This is a genomic window from Bradyrhizobium sp. 153, from assembly GCF_023073835.1.
Taxonomy (GTDB): Bacteria; Pseudomonadota; Alphaproteobacteria; order Rhizobiales; family Xanthobacteraceae; genus Bradyrhizobium.
This window is the reverse complement of the sequence record NZ_JADPKH010000006.1, coordinates 1-15,628: the sequence shown is the minus strand read 5'-3', so window position 1 is coordinate 15,628 and position 15,628 is coordinate 1. Positions and strand designations below refer to the sequence as shown.

Here is a 15,628-nt window from a genome sequence, read left to right as displayed (position 1 = left end):
ATCATGAGCGGACCATCCGACTACCAGCCGAGCAATCCGGCCCTGCAATGGATCGAGCGGCGTCTGCCGATCTTTGGTCTCATCCATTCCTCCTTCGTCGCCTATCCCACCCCGCGCAACCTGAACTATTGGTGGACCTTCGGCGCCATCCTCTCCTTCATGCTGGGGATGCAAATCCTCACCGGTGTGATCCTGGCGATGCACTACACGCCGCATGCCGATCTCGCCTTCAAGTCGGTCGAGCTGATCGTCCGTGACGTCAATTACGGCTGGCTGCTGCGCAACATGCACGCGGTCGGCGCCTCGATGTTCTTTGTCGCCGTCTACGTCCACATGTTCCGCGGCCTTTACTACGGGTCGTACAAGGAGCCGCGCGAGGTGCTGTGGATCCTCGGCGTCATCATCTATCTGCTGATGATGGCCACGGGCTTCATGGGCTACGTGCTGCCTTGGGGCCAGATGAGCTTCTGGGGCGCCACCGTCATCACCAATCTGTTCTCTGCCATTCCCTATGTCGGCGAGAGCATTGTGACGCTGTTATGGGGCGGCTATTCGGTCGGCAACCCGACGCTGAACCGCTTCTTCTCGCTGCACTATCTGCTGCCGTTCCTGATCGCGGGCGTCGTCGTGCTCCACGTCTGGGCGCTGCACGTCGCCGGACAGAACAACCCCGACGGCGTCGAGCCGAAGACGGAAAAGGACACGGTGCCGTTCACGCCGCACGCGACCATCAAGGACATGTTCGGCGTCACCTGCTTCATGCTGCTCTACGCCTGGTTCATCTTCTACATGCCGAACTATCTCGGCGATGCCGACAACTACATCCCGGCGAACCCGGGCGTGACGCCGCCGCACATCGTGCCGGAATGGTATTACCTGCCGTTCTACGCGATCCTGCGCTCGATACCGAACAAGCTCGCGGGGGTCATCGCGATGTTCGGGGCGATCATCATCCTGTGCTTCCTGCCCTGGCTCGATAGCGCCAGGACGAAGTCATCGAAGTACCGTCCGCTGGCCAAGCAGTTCTTCTGGATCTTCGTTGCGGTCTGTATCCTGCTCGGCTATCTCGGCGCGCAGCCGCCGGAGGGCATTTACGTCGTTGCCGGCCGGGTCCTGACGTTCTGCTACTTCGCCTACTTCCTGATCGTGCTGCCGCTGCTCGCGCGCATCGAAAAGCCGCGACCGGTACCGAATTCGATCTCGGATGCGGTGTTGGCCAAAACCGGGAGCAGGTCGACCCCGATGGTGTCGACCGCGATAATGCTGGCGCTCGCCGGTTCGTTGTTCGCGGGCTCGATCGACAGCGCGAAAGCGTCCGAGGGTGGCGACCAGCCGCCGTCAATCAAATGGTCGTTCTCGGGCCCCTTCGGTAAGTTCGACCGCGGCGCGCTCCAGCGCGGCCTGAAGGTCTATAAGGAGGTCTGCGCCAGCTGCCACGGCCTGTCCTACGTCGCCTTCCGCAACCTCGCCGAGCCCGGTGGGCCCGGCTATTCGGTGGCGCAGGCCTCGGCGTTTGCTTCCGAGTACAAGGTCAAGGATGGCCCGAACGATGCCGGTGACATGTTCGAGCGTGCGGGCCGGCCGGCGGACTATTTCCCCTCGCCATTCCCGAACGAGCAGGCGGCGCGTGCCGCGAATGGCGGCGCGGCGCCCCCGGACCTGTCCCTGATCACCAAGGCGCGTTCTTACAAGCGCGGCTTCCCCTGGTTCATCGTTGACTTCTTCACCCAGTACCAGGAGCAGGGTCCGGATTATGTCGCGGCCGTGCTTCAGGGCTTCGAGGACAAGGCCCCCGAGGGCGTCACCCTCCCGGAAGGCTCCTATTACAACAAGTACTTCCCCGGCCACGCCATCAAGATGCCGAAGCCGCTCAGCGATGGCCAGGTCTCCTATGACGACGGCTCGCCGACCACCGTGGCGCAATATGCCAAGGACGTCACCACGTTCCTGATGTGGACCGCCGAGCCGCACATGGAAGCGCGCAAGCGCCTCGGTTTCCAGGTGTTCGTGTTCCTGATCATCTTCGCGATCCTGATGTACTTCACCAAGAAAAAGGTCTGGGCCGACTCGCACTGAGCGGCGCGAGCCGAAACGGGAGAAGAAGCCCCCCGCGAGGGGGCTTTTTTTGGATGGTCAAGGGCTCGCGCTACGCGCGTCCTGGAATGACGCGAGTGTGGATTGCGCCGCGCGCTCTCAGCGGCCAAAATACCGCCAATCGCTCCCTCAGAAAACGCGTCGGAGGACACCATGGGAACCACCATCACCTTCAAGCGCCCGGACGGCAAGGACGCCTCCGGCTATCTCGCCAATGCCGCGCGCGGCAACGCGCCGGGCGTGGTCGTGATCCAGGAATGGTGGGGCCTGTCGGACCAGATCAAGGGCCTGTGCGACCGCTTCGCGCTCGCCGGCTTCGATGCGCTGGCGCCCGATCTCTACAAGGGCAAGGTGGTGCCCTATCACGACACGGACAGCGCCAACAACGAGATGAACTCGCTCGACTTCATGGACGCCACCACGCAGACGGTGCGCGGCGCCACGCAATATCTGTCGCGCAACGGCGCCAAGGTCGGGCTAACAGGCTTCTGCCTCGGCGGCGCCGTCACCATCATCGGCGCGACCAAGATCCCGGAGCTCGCGGCCGGCGTCGTGTTCTACGGCATCCCGCCGGAGCAGGCGGCCAAGCCCGCCGACGTCAAGATCCCGCTCCAGGCCCACTTCGCCAACAAGGACGATTGGTGCACGCCGGAGCTGGTCAATGGATTCGAGAAGGCCATGAAGGCTGCCGGCAAGTCGCTGGAGCTGTTCCGCTATGACGCCGAGCACGCCTTCGTCAACGAGCAGCGCCAGGCCGTGCACGACCGCGAAGCCGCCGAGCTCGCCTGGGGCAGGGCGACGGAGTTTTTCCGAAAACATCTGGGGTAGGTGGAGCGCCATCAGTCGCGCCACATTTTCGATGTCCCGGCGAAGGCCGGGACGCATAACCCCAGGAGGGGTTATGGCGCGAGCTTGTAACCACTAGTCTTCGTCAAACCAATTCATGTGGCTATCGATCCCGGCCCTTCGGCAGGATGACGGCGGAGGTCGAAGTCGGAGCGCCCCGTATCCCACAGCGCTGACCATCAGGCGGCCACCACGTGACCGCCCTTGACGGCGCCCCCGCGCCATGGTGAGTATCGACCCCATGAGCACCGCCGTCCGCGCAGCCCGTCTCTGGTGGCGCACCTCCTAACGAGGTGGCCGGTGCGATTTTCCTTTCCTAAATCGTCTGAGGTCGCCCACGCAGTGCGGCGGCCTGATCGTTTGTCCTGTGTGGCGTTCCCTCGGCAAGTCTCGTAAGAGGACCACATGAACAGGACAGTCTTTGCCCTCCCGCCCAGAAGTGACTACGTGACCCGTGCAGGTCTTGCGGTCACGCGCATGACCGAGCAGTTCACCGGCGGCGCGAGCCGGCTCGACGATCTCGTCAGCCTGCTCGACCGTCGCCGCGGCGTGGTGCTGTCCTCGGGCACGACCGTGCCTGGCCGCTACGAGAGCTTCGATCTCGGCTTCTCCGACCCGCCGCTGAAGCTCGAGACCGTCGGTGTCAATTTCAAGCTGGAGGCGCTGAACGGCCGCGGCCAGGTGCTGATCGCCTTCCTCGCTGAGGTCCTGCGCGAGCCCTGCGTGGTGATCTCGGAGAAGACGGCGACGCGCCTTGCCGGCCACATCATCCGTGGCGACGCCCCGGTCGAGGAGGACCAACGTACCCGGCGTGCCAGCGTGATGTCGCTGGTGCGCGATCTCGTCGCGGCCTTCTCCGCCAATGACGACGGGCTGCTCGGCCTGTTCGGCGCGTTCGCCTACGACCTCGTGTTCCAGATCGAGGACCTCGTGCAGAAGCGGCCGCGCGAAAGCGACCAGCGCGACATCGTGCTCTACGTGCCCGATCGCCTGCTGGCTTATGACCGCGCCACCGGCCGCGGCGTGGTGCTCACTTACAATTTCGCCTGGAAGGGCAAGTCTACCGAAGGCCTGCCGCGCGAGACCGCCGACAACCCGTATCTGAAGACGCCGCGGCAAGGATTTGCCGATCACGCCCCCGGCGAATATCAGGCCACGGTCGAGACGGCGCGCGCAGCCTTCGCCCGTGGCGATCTGTTCGAGGCGGTGCCGGGGCAGCTCTTCGCTGAGCCCTGCGACCGCTCGCCGGCCGAAGTGTTCCAGCGCCTCTGCGTCATCAACCCGTCGCCTTACGGCGCGCTGATGAATCTCGGCGAGGGCGAATTCCTGGTGTCGGCCTCGCCGGAGATGTTCGTGCGCTCGGACGGACGCCGCGTCGAGACCTGCCCGATATCAGGCACGATCGCGCGCGGGCTCGATGCGATCGGCGACGCCGAGCAGATCCGCCAGCTCCTGAACTCGGAGAAGGACGAGTTCGAGCTCAACATGTGCACCGACGTCGACCGCAACGACAAGGCGCGCGTCTGCGTGCCCGGCACGATCAAGGTGCTGGCGCGGCGGCAGATCGAGACCTACTCAAAGCTGTTCCACACCGTCGACCACGTTGAGGGCATGCTGCGTCCCGGCTTCGACGCTCTCGATGCCTTCCTCACCCACGCCTGGGCGGTGACCGTGACCGGCGCGCCAAAGCTCTGGGCGATGCAGTTCGTAGAAGATCACGAACGCTCGCCGCGGCGCTGGTATGCCGGCGCGATCGGCGCGGTAAATTTCGACGGCAGCATCAACACCGGCCTCACCATCCGCACCATCCGCATGAAGGATGGCCTCGCCGAGGTGCGCGTCGGCGCGACCTGCCTGTTCGATTCCGATCCCGCCGCCGAAGATCGCGAGTGCCAGGTCAAGGCCGCCGCGCTGTTCCAGGCGCTGCGCGGCGATCCGCCGAAGCCGCTCTCGACCTTCGCGCCCGATGCAACCGGCTCGGGCAAGCAGGTGCTGCTGATCGATCACGACGACAGCTTCGTGCACATGCTCGCCGACTATTTCCGACAGGTCGGCGCCAGCGTCACCGTGGTCCGCTATGTGCATGCGCTCGACATGCTCAAGCAGAAGAGGTGGGACTTGCTGGTTCTGTCGCCGGGCCCCGGCAGGCCGGAGGATTTCGCAATCAAGACGACCATCGATGCGGCGCTGGAGAAGAAGCTGCCGGTGTTCGGCGTCTGCCTTGGCGTGCAGGCGATCGGCGAATATTTTGGCGGCGAGCTCGGGCAGCTCACCCATCCCGCCCACGGCCGGCCCTCGCGGGTGCAGGTGCGCGGCGGGCGGCTGATGCGCAATCTGCCGAACGAGATCGTCATTGGCCGCTATCACTCGCTATTTGTCGAGCGCGACAGCATGCCCGAAGTTCTGAGCGTGACCGCCAGCACTGAGGACGGCGTCGCCATGGCGCTCGAGCATAAGACCCTGCCGGTCGCCGGCGTGCAATTCCACCCGGAATCGCTGATGTCGCTCGGTGGGGAGGTGGGTTTGCGAATTGTCGAGAATGCGTTCCGGCTGGATGCGGGAGCGAATTGAGTGCAGGATATTTCATATTCGTCATTCCGGGGCGGCTCGAAGAGCCGAACCCGGAATCTCGAGATTCCGGGTTCGCGCTTTGCGCGCCTCGGAATGACAACTGAGATGTGAGACACCGATGACCTTTGACCACGATCTGAAGGCCAGCGTCCGCACCATCCCGGACTATCCGAAGCCAGGAATCATGTTCCGCGACATCACCACGCTGCTCGCGGACGCGCGCGCGTTCCGCCGCGCGGTCGACGAGCTCGTCAATCCCTGGGCCGGCAACAAGATCGACAAGGTTGCCGGCATGGAGGCGCGCGGCTTCATCATCGGCGGCGCAGTGGCGCATCAGCTCTCGGCCGGATTCGTGCCGATCCGGAAAAAGGGCAAGCTGCCGCACACCACCGTGCGCATCGCTTACTCCCTCGAATATGGCATCGACGAGATGGAAATGCATGTCGACGCGATCCAGCCCGGCGAGCGCGTGATCCTGGTCGACGACCTCATTGCCACCGGCGGCACCGCGGAAGGCGCGGTGAAGCTGTTGCGCCAGATCGGCGCCAATGTCGTCGCCGCCTGCTTCATTATCGACCTGCCCGAGCTCGGCGGCGCTGCCAAGCTGCGCGCCATGGACGTGCCGGTGCGCACGCTGATGACGTTCGAGGGACATTGAGCAATATTAGGCTTGGTGATTCCAGGCTACGACCGCTGCAGGATCAAGCTGAGTTCGAGTTCGCGGAACGCAATGTAATTCCGCCGGGTCCACTGGTGCAGCTCGGTCGAGGCGTCCTTTTCCTGGCGCAAATAGCCGGTGAAGGAGAAGTTCAGCCGGTCGATATAGGTCTTGAGGAAGCCCGGCAGCGCCGGCAGTCGGAACAGCCGGCCGCCGGCCATCGCGGGCGGCAGCTCGCCGCGCACGATATATTCGTTGTCCACCGTGATCAGGTTCACGCGCGGGATTTGCCCGCGCAGCATCTCATGGCCCCGCGCCGAGGCGCGGTCGGTATCGGCGACGAACAGGATCTGAGGCGCGACGTGGCGGCGGGCCGCCTCCTTAAGCAGGCCGATCTCCTCGGTCATTTTGAAGAACTCGTCGAAGGCGTGGAAGCCGAGGTCGATCACCTTGGCAAGGCCGTCATCGACGATGACGCGGTCCATCAGCTGCATCTTGCCGTAGGTGTCGATCACGTCCGCGGTCTCGGTGACAGCAGGCAAGTAATCGAGCAGCGACGGCTCCTTCAGGTTGACGTCAAAGGCCGCGACGTTACCGTTCTTGAGCAGCAAGAATTCGGCGAGCAGCCGCGCCAGCAGGGTCTTACCGACCTGCGGGCGGGGCGAGCATATGATGTAGACGGGTGTCGCGGGCATCACGAACTATTATCTGAGCGAACTCGCCGCCCAATCCAGCCGTATCAGCCTCGCTTGCGCAACTATTTTTCGCTGTTGCGGGTGGCGGATTTCGAACCGACGATGTCGGTCAGCCGGATCCGGTCGAACTCGCTCCAGACATTTGCCAGCCAGTGCCGGACATAGCCGCGCAGCACGAACGAGTAGTTCGCGGCGTCGTCGTTGAGGCCCTTGTTGGCGACGAACTTCAGGAACGGAACGGAGGAGACCTCGACCTGCTCATAGGCCATTTCGTTGAGCTTGGGGATGGTCAGCTCAGTCGCGTCCTTGATGCGGTGGAAGTAGGAATTGTAGGTCGCCTGGTCCCACTGGAAGAACTGGGTGTCGTTGATGAAGTTCTTCACCAGGAAATATTTCGCGCCGCCCATGAAGCCCGCGGTCTCCGCAATCTCCTCCAGCGAGGCGATCGAGGGCCCGAGGATGTGGAACACGGCAAAGGTAATCTGGCCGGCCTTGGCTGCGTCGAGGAAGCCGATGTCGCGGAGCGAAGCCAGCGCTGGCGAGAGCAGGCCGGCGCGGACGTCGATCACGGTCACCGACGGGCTCACCGCGTTGAGCGTATCGAAAATCTTCATCTGATCCGACGTCGTCGTCATGTCGACGATCTCGGTGATGTCGGGGTGGAAGCGCTTCAGGGTTCCGCGCGGCGACTCCGTGTCGAACGCCCGCGTCGGCACGTTGTTGGCGGAAAAATAATCGAGCAAGGTACGCGACACCGTGGTCTTGCCGACCCCGCCCTTGTCTGCGCCCACCACAACCACTGCCGGCTTTGCCATTGCTGTCCCCTAACGCGCCCCCGATCGCGAGGTCGCAATCGGCCGGGCCCCAAATCGATGTCCCGAGTCTGCTGTTGGGCGCGAACATGGCAGAAACAAGGGAGAATTCAATTCCGGAGGCCCCAGTTACGGCAAATCCCGAGGTTTTTCCCAATCGCGGAGAAACTCGCCGCGCATGGCCGGAATCAGGTGCTCAATGACGGCCCCAAGGACCCATAGAATTCCCCATGGGATTGCCCGCCGGGTTGCTGCCTGCGGTTCCGGAGGGACTGGCTGCGGGCACGGGCGGCGGGCTCCCCGATCTGTCGGCATCATCCCACGGGCCATGGCGCAGCGGCGGTGGGGCATCCTGCTGGCCGGCTTGCGCCCCCGGCTCTTTCGTCTCGTCAGTAAGCGTCGGCATTGGACCGGGGTCGCGCCCCCCGGCAAACTTGACCAGCGCGTCGACCCGGGACTGCACCGAAGGGTGGGTTGCAAACAGATCGGCAAAGCCCTCGCGCGGATTGTCGACGCAGAGCTCCATCACGGCCGAGGTCGCGCCGGGCAATTCGCCGCGATTCTCGATCTTGCGCAGCGCCGAGATCATCGCGTCGGGGTCTTTCGTCAGCTCGACCGAGCCGGCGTCGGCGAGATATTCGCGTGACCGCGACAGCGCGAGCTTGACCACCTGCGACAGCAACCAGGCCACCACGAGCAGCACGATCGCAATGATGATGACGATGATTGCGCCACCGCCGGAGCTCTTGCTGTCGCTCGACGACGAGGACGACCGCGACGACGACGAGGAGCCCGAGGACCACGAGCCGCCCGAGCCGGAGCTCCAGTTGAGATTCGTGAACAGGCGGAAGAACAATTCCCCGAAGAAGCCGACCACGCCGGCGATGATGACGGCAACGACCATGAGCTGCACGTCGCCGTTCTTGATGTGGGTCAGCTCGTGGCCCAGCACTGCCTCGATCTCCTTGTCGTTCAGCGCATCGAGGAGACCGGTGGTGACGGTGATTGAATATTGCCGCGGATTGAGGCCGGTCGCGAACGCGTTTAGCGCCGGGCTCTCCATGATCTTCAGCTTCGGCATGGTGATGCCGCGCGAGATGCAGAGGTTTTCGAGCAGGTTGTAGAGCCGCGGCTGCTCCTGCCGGTCGACGTCGTGACCGCCGATGACGGCGTCGATCATCGACTGGTGGAAGAAATAGGCGATCGCGATCCAGGCGATCGCCGCAATCGTCGCGAAAGGTGCGGCTTTGAGCAGGTCGGCGAAGGCGCGGCTCAGATAGTAGGCCACCGTGCCATTGCCGTTGATGACGACCTCGGCAATCAGCGCGCCCGCATAGACCAGCACGTAGACCAGCAAGAACAGGCCGGCGAGCAGCAGCATCGAACGAAACTTGTTCGAGGCGATGTGCGTGTAGAGACCATACGCCGCCATGATGCGTCTTCGTCAAAGTCCGTCGTCCCGGGGCACGCCGCAGGCGTGAACCCGGAACCTCGAGATTCTCAGGTGCGCAACAGCGCACCATAGTTCGTCGCTTTGCGACGCCCCGGAATGACGGAGAAAAGCAATGGACATGTTAGACAATCAGAACTTCACTTGCGGCGCGATTTCGACTTCGGTGCGGCTGGCGCCGAGATCGAAGAACTCCTTCCGGGTGAAGCCGAACATGCCGGCGAACAAAGCGGCGGGCATCTGCTGGATGCCGGTGTTGTATTCCTGGACGGCGTTGTTGAAGAAGCGTCGACTCGCCGCGATCTTGTTCTCGAGGTCGGAGAGCTCGCTGGCGAGCTGCTGGAAATTTGCGTTTGCCTTGAGGTCGGGATAGGCCTCCGACAGCGCGATCAGCCGGCCGAGTGCGCCGGAGAGCTGGTTCTCGGCCGCGGATACCTGCGCCGGTCCCTGCGCCGACATCGCTGAATTGCGCGCCTTGATGACGTCGTCGAGCGTGCCGCGCTCGTGCGAGGCGTAGCCCTTCACGGTCTCGACCAGGTTCGGGATCAGGTCGTGCCGTTGCTTGAGCTGCACGTCGATGTCGGCAAAGGCCTGGCCGACGCGCTGGCTCAGCGCCACCAGGCGGTTGTAGGCGCTGAAGGCGAGCAGCACGAGGACGACGATGACGCCGAGAACGATCCAGCCGGTCGACATGGAGAACTCCTGGAGAGGGGAAGAAGGCGGGCGCAGCCTAGACCAAATTGGCGCAGGGCGAGAGCCCCGGCGCGGGGAGGTAAGGCTTGGTCGGATGAGGAACCATCCGAGTTCAAGGCCAGAGGGGCGATCGAGGTTAACTTTCGGACATGATCGCATCGCCCCAGCGCCAGCGCCGGGCCTGCGAATAGGCGGGTTTGTCGCGTCGTGGGACTTTCGTCAGCGCGACCCCAGTCTCGGTGCAGAGCTTTGCCGTGATCTCGGCCTTGCCGATGTCCGGTGGCGCCAGCACGCGCGAGGCGCGCGGCGCAGGCGGCGTGCGGGTCAGCGCGACGTAGATGAAGCGCTCGTCTTCGAACGGCACCTCGGCGCCCTTGATCTGGCGGTGCGCCTGCGAGCGCGGCAGGCGCTGGCTGAAATGGCACCAATCGGGCGCGATGAGCGGGCACGGCTTGTCGTGCGGACAGGGTGCGGCGACGTAGGCGCCTGCCGCGATCAGTTGCTGGCGCAGCGCGAGAATGCGCGTGTAGCCGGCGGGCGTGCCGGGCTCGATCACCACCAGCGCGTGCCGCGCTTTGGTCCACATGGCCGCCGCGAGCTTGCGCTGGTCGCCTTCGTTGAGCTCGCCGATGACGTAGCTCGCAACGACGAGATCGGCTTGCGAGACCTCGGCGAGGTTCGCGCCTGCGTCGCCCGGCAGATAGCGGCAGTCCGCCAGGCGCGAGCTGTCGCGCGCCAGTTCGAGCGCGAGCCGGCTTAGGGTGGCGTTGGCATCGAGCAGGGTAAAATCCTGAAGCGAGGCAAACGCCTCTGCGGCGGCCCAGCTCGCGGTGCCCGGGCCTGCGCCGATGTCGAGCAGGCTTTCCGGAGCGAGGGCCGGTGCGATCGCGGTCAGCGCATTCAGGCTTGCGGCCACCGCCGCGTAAGTTGCCGGCATGCGCGCCAGCGCGTAGGCAAGGGCATCGGCTTCCGACTTGATCGTGCCCGAGCCGCCGCCTGAGCGATAGGCGTTGGATATCTTTTGCGAGCGCTGTGCTGCCTCGGTGCGCGAAACGCCCTGGAGCCTGGCATCGAGGGCCGCCTTGAGTTCAGCGGGGAGGGTGGGTGAGATTATCATCCGCGGTCATGCCCCGCGTAGGCGGGGCATCCAGTACTCCGAGACAGGTGCCGTCAAACCGAGAAGCCGCGGCGTACTGGATCATCCGCCTGCGCGGATGATGACGTCAATGGGTATGGAGGGATCGCGCGTCACGCCACGTTCTGGTCGAGAATATCCACCGCCTCTTGCAGGCTCACCGACACCAGCTGCGAGACGCCACGCTCGGCCATGGTGACGCCGAACAGCCGGTTCATGCGCGCCATCGTGATCGGGTTGTGCGTGATGATGATGAAGCGGGTGTCGGTCGAGCCGGTCATCTCGTGCAACAGGTTGCAGTAGCGCTCGACATTGTGGTCGTCGAGCGGCGCGTCGACTTCGTCCAGCACGCAGATCGGCGAGGGATTGGTGAGGAACACCGCGAAGATCAGCGCCATCGCCGTCAGCGCCTGTTCACCGCCCGAGAGCAGCGACAGCGTCTGCGGCTTCTTGCCCGGCGGCTTGGCGATGATTTCGAGACCGGCTTCGAGCGGGTCGTCGCTCTCGATCAGATGCAGTGCGGCCTCGCCGCCGCCGAACAGTTCGACGAACAGGCGCTTGAAGTGGCTGTTGACGACCTCGAACGAGGTCAGGAGCCGCTCGCGCGCCTCCTTGTTGAGGCTCTGGATGCCCTGGCGCAGCCGCTTGATGGCCTCAACCAGGTCGTCACGCTCGGTGACGAGGCCGGTGTGCTGGGTCTCGACCTCGCGCAGCTCTTCCTCGGCGCGCAGGTTGACTGCGCCGAGGCGCTCGCGGTCGCGGCGCATCTTTTCGAGCTCTTCCTCGATGTCGTGCAGCGGCGGCAGCTCGGCACCGGGCTCGATCTCGGCGAGGCCGGCGACGGCCTGCGGCTCGACTTCGAGCATGTCGCGGATCTCGCGCTCGATGTCCTCGAGCCGGCGCCGCGCGCCTTCCATGCGCTCCTCGGCGCGCGCGGTGGCCTCGCGGGCGCTGGAGAGCGCCTCTAACGTCAGCTTCGCGACGCGGTCGGTCTCCGCCATTGCGGTTTCGGCGGCGGCGAGCGCGTCGGCAGCCATGCGGCGGTCGTTCTCGGCGTATTCGATTTCGGTGATTAGCGCGCTGCGCTTCTCGGCGAACAATGCCGGTGCGTTTTCGAGCTCGCCGCGCTCGATCGTCAGTTCGGCGATGCGGGCCTGGATGGTGTCGATGTGGGAGGCCGCGCTCTCCTTGCGGTTCTGCCACTCGGTGCGTTCGGCGAGGATCGCCTGCACGCGGCGGTCGGCGAGCTCGGCTTCGCGCGCCAGTGCCTGCGCCTCGGCGCGGACCTGGGCGGCCATGCGGCGATGCCCCTCGATGTCGCTGCGGACGGCGGCGAGACGGGTCTCGGTGTCCTCGCTCGACGGCAGCTCGCCGATGCCGGCTTCGGCGTATTCGTAAGCGGCCTCGGCCTCGGCGCGGTCGGCGGCGAGGCGGCTGTGCGCTTCCGACAGCGTCGCCTTGCGCGCGGCATGGCGGCTGATCTCGCGCTCGGCGGTGGCATGGCGCTCGCGCGCGACGTTGAGCTCGCGCTGCGCGGCACGCCAGGCTTCGCGGCTGGCGCCTTCGGTGCTGGCCGCCATCTGCAACTCGGACTCGGCATTCTCGAGCGCCTGGCGCTTGATCTGCGCGTCGATGCGGGCCTGCTCCAGCTCGTTCTCGATGTCGACAAGGCGGGCGCGCTCCGCGAGGCGCCGCGCGGCACCCGTCGGGGCATGAGCTGCGGCGACAAAGCCGTCCCAGCGCCAGACATCGCCCTCGGGCGAGACCAGCCGCTGGCCGGTCTTGAGCTGCGAGACCAGCTCGGCGCCGCGCTCGCGCGGCACCACGCCGATCTGCGCCAGGCGGCGGGCCAGCTCAGCCGGCGCCTGCACGTGGTTGGCGAGCGGAACGACGCCTTCGGGCAGCTCCGGATCGCCGTCGGTGACGCCGGCATTGGTCCAGCGCATCGGCGCCGAGGGATCGACCGGCGCGTCGAGATCGTCGCCGAGCGCGGCGCCGATCGCCTTTTCAAATCCCTTGTCGACGGTGATGCCGTCGATGATCGGCGGCCACAGGTTCTTGGTCTCGCCGTTGACGATCTTGGAGATCGTGCGCGCCTCGGTCTCGAGCCGCTGCACGCGCTTGTCGGCTTCGACCAGCGGCGAGCGCGAGGATTCCAGCGTCTGGCGCGCGGCGACATGCGCGGCTTCGCTTGCCTGCGCTGCGGCTTCCGAAGCGGCCAGCGTCTGCTCTGCGATCTCGACCAGAGCGGTCAGCTCGTCGAGATCGCCGAAGCCGCCGGTCTCCTGCGCAAGCTTCTGCTCTTCCGCCGCGACATTCGCGATCTCCTGGTCGAGCCGGGCGAGCTTGTCGCGATGGGTGCGGACGTTGGCCTCTAACTGGTTGCGCTTGGCGGTGAGGTCGGCGAGCGCGGTGGTGAGTTCGGCGAAGCGCTGCTCGGTTTCGGTCAGCACCGCCTCGGCTTCCGCGACGCGCTCGTCGACACCGGAGCGCTTCTCGACGCGCGACTTGATCTCTTCCTTCAGCTCGGCGTCTTCGGCGTCGAGCCGCTGCAGCGCCACGTCGGCGTCCATGGTCTGCTGCTGGGCGCGCGAGATGTCGCCCTCGAACTGGGCGAGACGGCGTTCGAGCTCGGCGACGCGCTCCTTGGCACGTTCTTCCTCACGGTCGAGCTGCTCGCGGGCATTGGTGAGGCGCTGCAGCCCGGCCGCGGCGCGCGCTTCCGCATCGCGCAGCGCCGGCATCTCGGCGGCGCGGATGGCCTGGATGCGGGCGGCTTCGGCCTGGTGCTGGGTGCGCTCGGCCATCTCGCGGACCGCGAGATCGTGCGTCTGCCCGGACTCGTTGACGTCGGCATGGGCGCCGAGCCAGCGCAGGTGATACAGCGTGGCCTCGGCCTTGCGCACCTTGGCCGCGACCTCGCGGTAGCGCACCGCCTGGCGGGCCTGCTTCTTCAGGCCTTCCATCTGGCCGGAGAGCTGGCCGATCACGTCCTCGACGCGGGTGAGGTTGGTTTCGGCCGCCTTCAGCCGCAGTTCGGCCTCGTGACGGCGGGCGTGCAGACCGGCGACGCCGGCGGCGTCTTCCAGCACGCGGCGGCGCTGCTCGGGCTTGGCCTGGATGATTTCGCCGATCTTGCCCTGGTGGACGAGCGCCGGCGAGCGCGCACCGGTGGCGGCGTCGGCGAATAGGATCTGCACGTCGCGAGCGCGCACGTCGCGGCCGTTGATGCGATAGACCGAGCCGGCCTCACGCTCGATGCGCCGGGAGATTTCGAGAAGCTGGCTGTCGTTCATCGCCGCCGGCGCGGTGCGGTCGGCATTGTCGATCGTCATCGTCACTTCGGCGTGGTTGCGCGCCGGGCGGTTGCCGGAGCCGGCGAAGATCACGGCGTCCATGTCGGCGGCGCGCAGCGACTTGTATGATGTCTCGCCCATCGCCCAGCGCAGCGCCTCGACCAGATTCGACTTGCCGCAGCCGTTGGGGCCGACCACGCCGGTCAGGCCGGGCTCGATAACGAAGTCCGTGGGCTCAACGAAGGACTTGAAGCCGTGAAGGCGCAGGCGGGTGATTTTCATAAACACGCATCTCTGTTGGCAGGCGCGAATCCCCTGCCGGGACAATACCATGGAAGGCATTGTCGCTGTCTGGGCGAGTCGCGCGAGGCGGCTCGTGCGGCGGACAATGGCCGCGGTGCGCCGCGAGGGCAACCGGCGAAAGCCGCTTTTCCCAAGGGATTTATGCCAGGAATGATACGGCTTTAGATGCGCGAATCAGAATTGTGGCGTGCGAATCAACTCTTCAGCAGCGCATTGATCTTCTTGGCGAACTCCTCGAATGAGGCCTCGCCCTTGATCTTCTCGCCGTTGATGAAGAACGTCGGCGTCGAATCCACCTTCAGAACGTCGCTGGCGTATTTCTGGTCGGCGGCGATCTTGTCGAGCAGCGCCTGGTCCTTCAGGCAGGCCTCGACCTGCTGCTGGGTGAGGCCGGCCTGCTTGCCGATCCGTGTCAGGGTCTCGGTGGTGTTCTTCACCATCCAGTCGTTCTGCTGGCGGAACAGCATGTCCGTGACCGCAAAATATTTCGGCGCGTCGCCATTGGCGATGCAGCGCGACAGCATCGAGCCTGCGGCGGCTTTGATGTCGAGTGGGAACTCGCGGAAGATGTAACGCACCTTGCCGGTGTCGATGTATTCCTTCTTGATCTTGGGGAACACCTGCTCGTTGAAGGCCGCGCAATGCGGGCAGGTCATCGAGGCGTATTCGATGATGGTGACCGCGGCATCGTTCGGGCCGAGCGCCATGTCGGGAAGCGACACGGGCTTCGCCACATCAGCGGCGGACTGGGCCATGGCCTCGGACACCAACCGCAGCGGCGAGAACCCGGCGAGCGCGGCAAGCCCGGTCAGCGACAGCATCGTTGTGAAGGCGCGGCGGGTGATGATCACGGTCGGCTCCCGGATTGGCAAAGTGTCGCCCGAGGGCTCTATCGAGTTCCCGCCCGGGCGGCCTGTCGCTAGCTTGAAACGTCGACTGAGGCAATGGCGAGCGACAAGTCGGGGTCCAGATTAGCTAGCCCGCATTTCTCACAGTATTGAGGCGCATCGGGGCGCGAATCAGCGAAAGTTCTTTTGCGAGAAGGACTTTGCGATGATTCAAGGAATGCCCCGAT

Annotated in this window: 11 protein-coding genes; 4 read left to right on the top strand and 7 right to left on the bottom strand. The window is 65.2% G+C overall.

Going from position 1 to position 15,628, the window contains the following annotated elements:
• The first annotated feature begins 3 nt into the window (after positions 1 to 3).
• From fbcH to IVA91_RS00745, 4 genes are all read left to right on the top strand, one after another.
• Complete coding sequence (fbcH, locus tag IVA91_RS00760; RefSeq protein WP_247418003.1) at positions 4 to 2,076, top strand: cytochrome b/c1; 2,073 nt, start codon at positions 4 to 6, stop codon at positions 2,074 to 2,076.
• 171 nt (positions 2,077 to 2,247) lie between these two features.
• Positions 2,248 to 2,922 carry a dienelactone hydrolase family protein gene (locus IVA91_RS00755; protein ID WP_247279625.1) on the top strand — a complete coding sequence of 225 codons (675 nt, stop codon included), beginning with the start codon at positions 2,248 to 2,250 and terminating at the stop codon, positions 2,920 to 2,922.
• Between the two features lie 423 nt (positions 2,923 to 3,345).
• Complete coding sequence (locus IVA91_RS00750; protein WP_247458265.1) at positions 3,346 to 5,511, top strand: anthranilate synthase component I; 2,166 nt, start codon at positions 3,346 to 3,348, stop codon at positions 5,509 to 5,511.
• 118 nt (positions 5,512 to 5,629) lie between these two features.
• Positions 5,630 to 6,169, top strand: coding sequence for an adenine phosphoribosyltransferase (locus IVA91_RS00745; RefSeq protein WP_011085277.1), 540 nt, complete (start codon positions 5,630 to 5,632; stop codon positions 6,167 to 6,169).
• A 26-nt stretch (positions 6,170 to 6,195) separates the two neighbouring features.
• On the opposite strand, the gene IVA91_RS00740 is transcribed toward IVA91_RS00745, so the two are convergent.
• The 7 genes from IVA91_RS00740 to IVA91_RS00710 form a co-directional block, all read right to left on the bottom strand.
• Positions 6,196 to 6,864: a hypothetical protein gene (locus IVA91_RS00740; protein ID WP_247279627.1), complete on the bottom strand. Its 669-nt coding sequence runs from the start codon at positions 6,862 to 6,864 to the stop codon at positions 6,196 to 6,198.
• Between the two features lie 62 nt (positions 6,865 to 6,926).
• Positions 6,927 to 7,679, bottom strand: a complete 753-nt coding sequence (locus IVA91_RS00735; protein ID WP_247279628.1) for a hypothetical protein — start codon at positions 7,677 to 7,679, stop codon at positions 6,927 to 6,929.
• A 193-nt stretch (positions 7,680 to 7,872) separates the two neighbouring features.
• Positions 7,873 to 9,108: a M48 family metallopeptidase gene (locus tag IVA91_RS00730; protein WP_247279629.1), complete on the bottom strand. Its 1,236-nt coding sequence runs from the start codon at positions 9,106 to 9,108 to the stop codon at positions 7,873 to 7,875.
• A 150-nt stretch (positions 9,109 to 9,258) separates the two neighbouring features.
• On the bottom strand, positions 9,259 to 9,819 hold the full coding sequence (locus IVA91_RS00725) for a LemA family protein (RefSeq protein WP_247279630.1): 561 nt from the start codon (positions 9,817 to 9,819) through the stop codon (positions 9,259 to 9,261).
• 136 nt (positions 9,820 to 9,955) lie between these two features.
• Positions 9,956 to 10,936, bottom strand: coding sequence for a small ribosomal subunit Rsm22 family protein (locus IVA91_RS00720; protein ID WP_247279631.1), 981 nt, complete (start codon positions 10,934 to 10,936; stop codon positions 9,956 to 9,958).
• A 131-nt stretch (positions 10,937 to 11,067) separates the two neighbouring features.
• Entirely contained in the window at positions 11,068 to 14,532 is a 3,465-nt protein-coding gene (gene smc / locus IVA91_RS00715) for a chromosome segregation protein SMC (RefSeq protein WP_247279632.1), read from the bottom strand.
• A 215-nt stretch (positions 14,533 to 14,747) separates the two neighbouring features.
• Entirely contained in the window at positions 14,748 to 15,404 is a 657-nt protein-coding gene (locus IVA91_RS00710; protein ID WP_247279633.1) for a DsbA family protein, read from the bottom strand.
• Positions 15,405 to 15,628: the final 224 nt, after the last annotated feature.

Excerpts from the sequence above, each read along its gene's own strand:
- IVA91_RS00720 (WP_247279631.1), bottom strand. The coding sequence starts at position 10,936 with ATGATAATCTCACCCACCCTCCCCGCTGAACTCAAGGCGGCCCTCGAT.
- smc (WP_247279632.1), bottom strand. The coding sequence starts at position 14,532 with ATGAAAATCACCCGCCTGCGCCTTCACGGCTTCAAGTCCTTCGTTGAG.
- IVA91_RS00725 (WP_247279630.1), bottom strand. The coding sequence starts at position 9,819 with ATGTCGACCGGCTGGATCGTTCTCGGCGTCATCGTCGTCCTCGTGCTG.
- IVA91_RS00740 (WP_247279627.1), bottom strand. The coding sequence starts at position 6,864 with ATGCCCGCGACACCCGTCTACATCATATGCTCGCCCCGCCCGCAGGTC.
- fbcH (WP_247418003.1), top strand. The coding sequence starts at position 4 with ATGAGCGGACCATCCGACTACCAGCCGAGCAATCCGGCCCTGCAATGG.
- IVA91_RS00745 (WP_011085277.1), top strand. The coding sequence starts at position 5,630 with ATGACCTTTGACCACGATCTGAAGGCCAGCGTCCGCACCATCCCGGAC.
- IVA91_RS00755 (WP_247279625.1), top strand. The coding sequence starts at position 2,248 with ATGGGAACCACCATCACCTTCAAGCGCCCGGACGGCAAGGACGCCTCC.
- IVA91_RS00730 (WP_247279629.1), bottom strand. The coding sequence starts at position 9,108 with ATGGCGGCGTATGGTCTCTACACGCACATCGCCTCGAACAAGTTTCGT.
- IVA91_RS00735 (WP_247279628.1), bottom strand. The coding sequence starts at position 7,679 with ATGGCAAAGCCGGCAGTGGTTGTGGTGGGCGCAGACAAGGGCGGGGTC.
- IVA91_RS00750 (WP_247458265.1), top strand. The coding sequence starts at position 3,346 with ATGAACAGGACAGTCTTTGCCCTCCCGCCCAGAAGTGACTACGTGACC.